We start from the raw sequence: 7,613 nt of genomic DNA, 5'->3' as shown, positions 1-7,613 counted from the left end.
GTTCTAGACAAGCTCCATTTTCCTTGAAAAGACGGGCATTCTCGGTTTAAATCGCCGTCGGCGCCCCGATCAACATCGGTGGATCAAGGCTAAGAAGGACCGCCGCCGCAATAACGCAGCCGTCGTCGGCGGCTACCTAGTGCTCAGGTTCGGCTATGACGACGTCGTCCATCACCCGGAACGAATGATCGCCCAGGTCCAGACCGTGCTGGAGTTGCAACGCCGGGGTCGCTTCGGGCCGTGACGGGCGGGTTTGGGGTCCGGTCCGGGGCGTGAGGGGCGGGTTTGGGTGCGGTTCGGGCCGTGACGGGCGCGCTACGGCCGCGGTTGGGGGCGTGAGGGGCGCGCTACGGCCGCGGTCCGGGGCGACTTTGGAGCCTGAGCGGGGGATTTCGGGGCCGGGCGGCGGCGTGTCCGTGTCAATGTGCCCCTGGGCGGCTGAGATCCGAATCGCGGAGGGATCGAGCGGGCCGCGCTGGAGTTGCGACGCCGGGGTCGCTTCGGGCCGTGACGGGCGGGTTTGGGGTCGCTTCGGGCCGGGACGGGCGGGTTTGGGTGCGGTCCGGGGCGTGACGGGCGCGCTACGGCCGCGGTTCGGGGCTACTTTGCAGCCTCAGCGGGGGATTTCCGGGCCGGGCGGCGGCGTGTCCGTGTCAATGTGCCCCGGGGCATCCGCCCAGAACACGCCAGCCGGCCGGCTGAAACATGGTGAAAGTCCGCGGTCTCAGCACACGCAACACCCGGGGAGGCTTTTAGTCCTCGTCCTCGTCGTTGAAGGCCCACTCGAACATGTCGAAGACGAACTCGGAGAAGGTTCCTTCCTCGCTCTTCCACTGGGCGCGGGCGTTGTTGCGGCGGTACACGATCGGGTCCGGGATGCTCAGGTCGCCCACCCGGATTCCCCAGGTGAACTGCTCTTCCTCGTCCTCCAGGAACATCAGGAAGCCTTCGTCGTCGACTTCGAGCTCCTCGGGATCCCAGAAATAGTGGTAGGCCTCCATAAGGTCTTCGCAGCCGCCGAGTGCCAGGTAGAACTCCCGCAGGACCAGCGGGATCTGGAATTGGTGTTCGGTGAGGGCCGCATCCAGCTCGTCTGCCGGTATCCCGTCCTCTTCCTGCCATTCGTCGTCGAGATACTTCGGAACAAGCGCGCGGAACTTCTCGAGGAACATGTCAGTCATGGTTCACATCCTAGCTAATTCTGGGGGCCGCTTTCGGCCGGCCCCGCGCTCCTGCGGTGCCAGCCGCGGACAGCCAGCGACACCTGCCAGTGGCGCTGCCAGGCGGTGACGCGGAACGCGAATACTACAGCCGCCACCGCACCCGCCGTCAGCGCATTGAAAGCGCCGGTGACCGACAGGGCCACCGTCAGCGCTGCCCCCGCAAACGCCGGCAGGGCGTAGATGTCCTTGGGGTCAAAGAGCTGCGGCACCTCGTTGGCGGTGATGTCCCGAAGCAGGCCGCCGCCAACGGCCGTAGTGGCGCCCAGCAGGACGGCGGCCACCGGGTTCATGCCCGCGGCGAGGGCCTTGAGGGTACCCGTGATGCAGAAGAGCGCCAGGCCGCCGGCATCGAACAGGACCAGCAGGGAGGTGAAACGCTGGACACTGGAGAACAGAAAGAACACCAAGACTGCGGCCAGCAGCGGGGGAACGAGGTAAGCCGGGTTGGTGAAAGCCGCAGGCGGTCCAGCATTGATGATGATGTCCCGGATGACGCCGCCGCCCAGGCCCACCACCGCGGCCAGCAGCAGGGAGCCGACGATGTCGAACTGCTTCCGCGCAGCGAGCAGCGATCCGGAGACGGCGAAGAAGAACACACCGGCCAGGTCCAGCCAGATCGGGACAGCGCTGAACGAAAAGGTCATGGAGCGTCCCGGTCGATCTTTCTTGCGGGCGGACAGGTCGGCTCCAAGGTTACGCTAGCGGCTATGAGTAGACCCATCATGATCGCCTGCGCCCACGGAACCTCCAGCGAGCTGGGGGCCGCCGAGGTCAACACCCTGTGCACCGGGATTGCCGCCCTGCGTCCCGGGCTCGACGTCCGGGAGGCCTACGTCGACGTCCAGGACCCCGATCTTACGGCAGCGGTGGCGGGGCTCCCGGCGGGGGAAACCGCCGTCGTGGTGCCACTGCTGCTCAGCATGGGATACCACGTAAAGGTGGACATCGCCCGGGCCGTGAAGAGCCGGCCGGGTACCCTCGCCGCGGCGCCCCTGGGCCCGGACCCGCGGCTCGCGGAGCTGCTGGACCGGCGTCTGCGCGAGGCCGGAGTGACCGACAACGACGCCGTGATCCTCGCCGCCGCAGGATCCTCCGACGCCGCGGCCGCGGACAATGTGGAGGAAGTCGCGGCTCAGCTGCGCGCCCTCCGGTCGAACCGGATCGTGGCCGCCTACGGTGCCTCGGCGAGGCCCTCAGTGCCGGAGGCCGTGGCCATGCTCCGCGAAGAGGCCGCCGGGGGTGCCGGCGAGGGCCGGCCGGCCGGGGCCGGGGATCTGGGCGGCCGCGTGGTGATCGCCTCCTACCTCCTGGCGCCTGGCTTCTTCCACGACCAGCTCGCCAAGGCTGGCGCGGACCTGGTCACGGCGCCGCTGCTGCCCTCACCGGTGCTCGCCGAGATGGCGCTGGTGCGGTACGACGCGGCGGTCGCCGGCAACGCTTCATGACGAAATGTTGCCCAGGGTGACCCTACGTTTCTGACCCTTTGTGACGCCCTTACGGCCACCCCTACAGTCGATCCATGACTGATACAGCTCTAGCCGGAGCATCCCCGGACCAGGCTGCCGCAGGCCGCGCCAAGCGGCCCGCACGTCCCGCCGCCAAGCCGCACGGGCAGTGGAAGGTGGACGGCACCGTCCCGCTGAACGCCAACGAAACCTGGAAACAGGAAGACAACGGACTGAACGTCCGCGAGCGTATCGAGTCGGTATATTCGAAGCACGGCTTCGACTCGATCGACGGCACCGACTTGCACGGCCGCTTCCGCTGGTGGGGCCTCTACACCCAGCGCAAGCCCGGGATCGACGGCGGCAAAACCGCCACACTCGAACCGCACGAGCTCGAAGACAAGTACTTCATGCTTCGGGTCAGGATCGACGGCGGCGCCCTCAGCACCGAGCAGCTGCGCGTCATCGGCCAGATCTCCGTGGACTTCGCCCGCGACTCGGCCGACCTCACCGACCGACAGAACATCCAGCTGCACTGGATCCGGGTCGAGGACGTCCCGGAGATCTGGCGCCGGCTCGAGTCGGTGGACTTGTCCACCACCGAGGCCTGCGGGGACGTGCCTCGCGTGATCCTCGGCTCCCCGGTCGCCGGCATCGCCAAGGACGAGATCATCGATCCCACATCCCTGATCCAGGAACTCGCTGAACGCTTCATCGGCGACCCGGAACTGGCCAACCTGCCGCGCAAATTCAAGACCGCCATTACCGGCCACCCCAGCCAGGACGTGGTGCATGAGATCAACGACGTCGGGCTTGTGGGCATGATCCATCCGGAACTGGGCATCGGCTACGACCTCTGGGTGGGCGGCGCGCTGTCCACCAACCCGATGCTGGGCAAGCGCCTCGGTGCTTTCGTCCGGCCGGATCAGGCCGCCGACGTCTGGCTCGGCGTGACCAGCATCTTCCGCGACTACGGCTACCGGCGCATGCGCACCAAGGCCCGGCTGAAGTTCCTGCTGGCCGATTGGGGGACGGAGAAGTTCCGCCAGGTCCTCGAGGACGAGTACCTCGGCTACAAACTCAGCAACGGCCCCGCCGCCCCCAAGCCGTCCAGCCCGGGCGACCACATCGGCGTGCACGAACAGAAGGACGGGAAGTTCTTCATCGGCGCCACCCCCGTGGCCGGCCGGCTCTCCGGCAGCCAGCTCGTCAAGCTCGCGGACACACTGGAAACCCGCGGCTCCCGGCGGCTGCGCACCACGCCGCACCAGAAGCTGGTGGTCCTCGACGTGCCCCGCGATCAGGTGGAACCGCTCGTGGCCGAACTCGGCGCCCTCGGCCTGTCCGCCCGACCGTCCGTGTTCCGCCGCGGCACCATCGCCTGCACCGGGATCGAATACTGCAAGCTCGCCATCGTGGAAACCAAGGTCACGGCAGCCACCGCCGTCGCCGAGCTGGAACGCCGCCTCGCCGACCTCGTCGAGTCCGAGCAGCTTCCCCAAGCGCTGTCCCTGCACATCAACGGCTGCCCCAACTCCTGCGCCCGGATCCAGACCGCGGACATCGGCCTCAAGGGCATGATGCTGCCCACGCCCGGCGGCGACCCCACCCCGGGCTTCCAGGTCCATCTCGGCGGCGGGCTGGCATCCAACAGCCGCGAGGAAGCGGGACTGGGACGCACCGTGCGCGGCCTCAAGGTCACGGCCGAAGAACTTCCCGACTACGTGGAGCGTGTGGTCCGGAAGTTCGTGGCCGACCACGCCGAAGGCCAGAGCTTTGCCGAATGGGCCTTCGCCGCCGACGAGGGTGATCTGCAGTGACCGCCGCACTCCGTGCCAGGGACGAGCTCAAGATCCTCGCCGAGACGGGCGCCGCCGAACTCGGCTGGGACGCCCCCGCCCGCGACGTCATCGCCTGGGTGGCGCGGAACTTCGAACTGCCAGCGGTCGCCGTCGCCTGCTCCATGGCCGACGCCGTCCTGCCGGCGCTCGTCGCGGACCAGCTTCCCGGCGTCGACGTGCTCTTCCTGGAAACCGGCTACCACTTCCCGGACACGCACGCCACCCGCGACGAGGTCGCCGCCAACCTACGCGTCAACATCGTCGACGTCCTGCCGGAGACCACCGTCGAGCAGCAGGACCGGCTCCTGGGCAAGGACCTCTTCGCCCGAGACGCCGCGCAGTGCTGCGCCCTGCGCAAGGTCGCACCGCTGCGCCGCACCCTCGCCGGCTACGAGCTCTGGTTCACCGGCGTGCGCCGCGACGAGGCCCCCACCCGCACCAACACGCCCCTGGTCACTTGGGACGAAACCAACGGTCTGGTCAAGGTCAACCCGGTTGCCGCCTGGACCTTTGACCAGTTGGTGCATTACTCCGAGGACAACCTCCTGCCCGTCAACCCGCTGCTTTCCCAGGGCTACCCGTCCATCGGCTGCCAGCCCTGCACCCGCAAGGTAGCGCCGGGCGACGACCCCCGCGCAGGCCGCTGGGCTGGATCCGACAAGACAGAATGCGGACTACACGTATGAGCATCAAAACCACCGACGAGGACCTGGAGCTGTCCGGGCTGGACCACGGCCTCTCAGCCCTGCAAAGACTCTCCAGCCTGGACACGCTCGAGTCCGAAGCCATTCATATCATCCGGGAGGTTGTTGCCGAGTTCGAGAAGCCTGCGCTGCTGTTTTCCGGCGGCAAGGACTCCGTGGTGATGCTGCACCTGGCCACCAAGGCGTTCTGGCCGGGCAAGGTGCCGTTCCCGGTGCTGCACGTGGACACCGGCCATAACTTCCCGGAGGTCATCGAGTTCCGCGACCGGACGGTGGAACGGCTGGGACTCAAACTCGTCGTCGGCTCCGTCCAGGAATTCATCGATTCCGGCGAGCTGGCCGAGCGCGCCGACGGCACCCGCAACCCGCTGCAGACCGTGCCGCTGCTGGATGCGATCCAGCGCAACAAGTTCGACGCCGTCTTCGGCGGCGGCCGCCGGGACGAGGACAAGGCCCGGGCCAAGGAGCGCATCCTTAGCCTGCGGGACGAATTCGGGCAGTGGGACCCGCGCAACCAGCGGCCCGAACTGTGGAACCTGTACAACGGCCGCCACACCGTGGGCCAGCATGTCCGTGCGTTCCCGATCAGCAACTGGACCGAACTGGACGTCTGGCGCTACATCGAGCAGGAGAACATCGAGTTGCCCGGCCTCTACTACGCCCACCGCCGCGACGTTTTCGCCCGCGACGGCATGTGGCGCGCGGTAGGCGAGGTATCCCGGCCGCGCGACCATGAACAGGTGATCACCAAGACCGTCCGCTACCGGACCGTCGGTGACATGTCCTGCACCGGCGCCGTCGAGTCGGCCGCCGCCACCGTACGCGACGTCGTCATCGAAGTGGCCGCCTCCACCATCACCGAACGTGGCGCCACCCGGGCCGATGACCGCATCTCCGAGGCCGCCATGGAAGACCGCAAGAAGGATGGTTATTTCTGATGAGCACCCACACTGATACCGCCCGCGCCGCTGTTCTTCTTGACGAGGCGCCGCTGGCATCACCGGTTTTGTCTACGACGCTGTTTCGCTTTGCGACAGCTGGATCGGTCGACGACGGCAAGTCCACCCTGGTGGGCAGGCTCCTGCACGACTCCAAGGCGATCCTCGCGGACCAGCTCGACGCCGTCGCCCGGACCTCCGCGGACCGCGGCTTCGGCGGGTCGGGAGCCACAGACTCCAACGGGAAACAACGGATCGACCTGGCCCTGCTGACCGACGGCCTGCGCGCCGAGCGCGAACAGGGCATCACGATCGACGTCGCCTACCGCTACTTCGCCACGGACCGGCGCAGCTTCATCCTCGCGGACTGCCCCGGCCACGTGCAGTACACCAAGAACACGGTGACCGGTGCGTCCACCGCGGACGCCGTCGTCGTGCTCATCGACGCCCGCAAGGGTGTCCTCGAGCAGACCCGCCGGCACCTCTCCGTCCTGCAGCTGCTGCGCGTTGCCCACGTCATTGTGGCCGTGAACAAGATCGACCTCGTGGACTTCAGCGAGGCCGTGTTCCGCGGGATCGAAGCGGACGTGCAGAAAGTGGGCCGGGAGCTTGGGCTCGGGGCGGACGGCGCCACGGATCTGCTGGTGATCCCGGTTTCCGCGCTCGACGGCGACAACGTCGTGGACCGCTCGGAGCACACGCCCTGGTACGGCGGACCGGCGCTGCTGGAAGTCCTGGAGACCCTGCCGGCGGCCGACGAACTCGAAAGCCACCTGGAGAGCTTCCGCTTCCCGGTCCAGCTGGTCATCCGGCCGCAGGGCGCGCTGGCGTCCGACGCCCTGGCCGGCGGACTCAAGCCAAAGGCGTACCGGGATTACCGCGCCTACGCCGGCCAGATCACCGAAGGCTCAGTGAAACTCGGCGACCAGGTCAGCGTGGTGACCCCCGGCCAGGCCCCCCGCACCACCACGGTCACCGGCATCGACTTTGCCGGTCGCGAACTCACCGAGGCTGTGGCACCGCAGTCCGTCGCGCTGCGGCTCGCCGAGGAGTTCGACGTCGCCCGCGGGGACACGATCGCCGCGGCCGGGACGTTCCCGGAGTCCACGGCCGACCTGTACGCCGCGCTGTGCTGGCTGTCCCCGAAGCCCCTGCGCGAGGGCTCGAAGGTGCTCGTCAAGCACGGTACCCGAACGGTCCAGGCGCTGGTCCGGAACGTGACGGGGAAGCTGGACCTTGCCAGCTTCCGATTGGAGCCGGCATCCACCCTGGAACTGAACGACATCGGCCATGCCCAGCTCAGGCTTGCGGCGCCGCTGCCGCTGGAGAGCTACCTGCACCACCGCCGCGCCGGGGCTTTCCTCGTGATCGACCCGCTGGACGGCAACACCCTCGCCGCCGGCCTCGTCAACGACCACCCGGGCGACCACGAGGACGAGCGCTACTCGATCTAGCCGGTCCC

Annotated in this window: 8 protein-coding genes; 6 read left to right on the top strand and 2 right to left on the bottom strand. The window is 68.0% G+C overall.

Annotated features, from left to right (window positions below; all coding sequences use genetic code 11):
• Positions 1-16 precede the first annotated feature (16 nt).
• A complete protein-coding gene (locus ABIB14_RS16960) occupies positions 17-244 on the top strand; it encodes a DUF559 domain-containing protein (protein ID WP_354237081.1) in 228 nt (75 codons plus the stop codon).
• 508 nt (positions 245-752) lie between these two features.
• Here the strand turns inward: ABIB14_RS16960 and ABIB14_RS16955 are convergent.
• Both ABIB14_RS16955 and ABIB14_RS16950 read right to left on the bottom strand, forming a co-directional pair.
• Complete coding sequence (locus ABIB14_RS16955; protein ID WP_354237078.1) at positions 753-1,181, bottom strand: hypothetical protein; 429 nt, start codon at positions 1,179-1,181, stop codon at positions 753-755.
• Between the two features lie 14 nt (positions 1,182-1,195).
• The gene (locus ABIB14_RS16950; protein ID WP_354237077.1) at positions 1,196-1,867 is read right to left on the bottom strand and encodes a trimeric intracellular cation channel family protein; all 672 of its coding nucleotides are present in this window, start codon (positions 1,865-1,867) and stop codon (positions 1,196-1,198) included.
• A 63-nt stretch (positions 1,868-1,930) separates the two neighbouring features.
• On the opposite strand from ABIB14_RS16950, the gene ABIB14_RS16945 reads away from it, so the two are divergent.
• The 5 genes from ABIB14_RS16945 to ABIB14_RS16925 all read left to right on the top strand — a co-directional run bounded on the left by ABIB14_RS16945 (position 1,931) and on the right by ABIB14_RS16925 (position 7,605).
• A complete protein-coding gene (locus tag ABIB14_RS16945) occupies positions 1,931-2,668 on the top strand; it encodes a sirohydrochlorin chelatase (RefSeq protein WP_354237076.1) in 738 nt (245 codons plus the stop codon).
• A gap of 74 nt (positions 2,669-2,742) precedes the next feature.
• Positions 2,743-4,488 (top strand): nitrite/sulfite reductase, encoded by a 1,746-nt coding sequence (locus ABIB14_RS16940; RefSeq protein ID WP_354237075.1) that lies wholly within the window; start codon positions 2,743-2,745, stop codon positions 4,486-4,488.
• Positions 4,485-5,195 (top strand): phosphoadenylyl-sulfate reductase, encoded by a 711-nt coding sequence (locus tag ABIB14_RS16935; protein ID WP_354237074.1) that lies wholly within the window; start codon positions 4,485-4,487, stop codon positions 5,193-5,195. Before ABIB14_RS16940 ends, ABIB14_RS16935 begins: the two co-directional genes overlap by 4 nt.
• Positions 5,192-6,151, top strand: a complete 960-nt coding sequence (gene cysD / locus ABIB14_RS16930) for a sulfate adenylyltransferase subunit CysD (RefSeq protein ID WP_354237073.1) — start codon at positions 5,192-5,194, stop codon at positions 6,149-6,151. Before ABIB14_RS16935 ends, cysD begins: the two co-directional genes overlap by 4 nt.
• A complete protein-coding gene (locus ABIB14_RS16925; protein ID WP_354237072.1) occupies positions 6,151-7,605 on the top strand; it encodes a sulfate adenylyltransferase subunit 1 in 1,455 nt (484 codons plus the stop codon). Before cysD ends, ABIB14_RS16925 begins: the two co-directional genes overlap by 1 nt.
• The last annotated feature ends 8 nt before the right edge of the window (positions 7,606-7,613 follow it).

The organism is Arthrobacter sp. UYEF3 (genome assembly GCF_040546245.1).
In the GTDB taxonomy this organism is placed as follows: Bacteria; Actinomycetota; Actinomycetes; order Actinomycetales; family Micrococcaceae; genus Arthrobacter.
The sequence above is the reverse complement of the archived record's forward strand: the minus strand, read 5'-3'. Positions and strand labels throughout refer to the sequence as shown.

Excerpts from the sequence above, each read along its gene's own strand:
- cysD (WP_354237073.1), top strand. The coding sequence starts at position 5,192 with ATGAGCATCAAAACCACCGACGAGGACCTGGAGCTGTCCGGGCTGGAC.
- ABIB14_RS16955 (WP_354237078.1), bottom strand. The coding sequence starts at position 1,181 with ATGACTGACATGTTCCTCGAGAAGTTCCGCGCGCTTGTTCCGAAGTAT.
- ABIB14_RS16925 (WP_354237072.1), top strand. The coding sequence starts at position 6,151 with ATGAGCACCCACACTGATACCGCCCGCGCCGCTGTTCTTCTTGACGAG.
- ABIB14_RS16950 (WP_354237077.1), bottom strand. The coding sequence starts at position 1,867 with ATGACCTTTTCGTTCAGCGCTGTCCCGATCTGGCTGGACCTGGCCGGT.
- ABIB14_RS16945 (WP_354237076.1), top strand. The coding sequence starts at position 1,931 with ATGAGTAGACCCATCATGATCGCCTGCGCCCACGGAACCTCCAGCGAG.
- ABIB14_RS16940 (WP_354237075.1), top strand. The coding sequence starts at position 2,743 with ATGACTGATACAGCTCTAGCCGGAGCATCCCCGGACCAGGCTGCCGCA.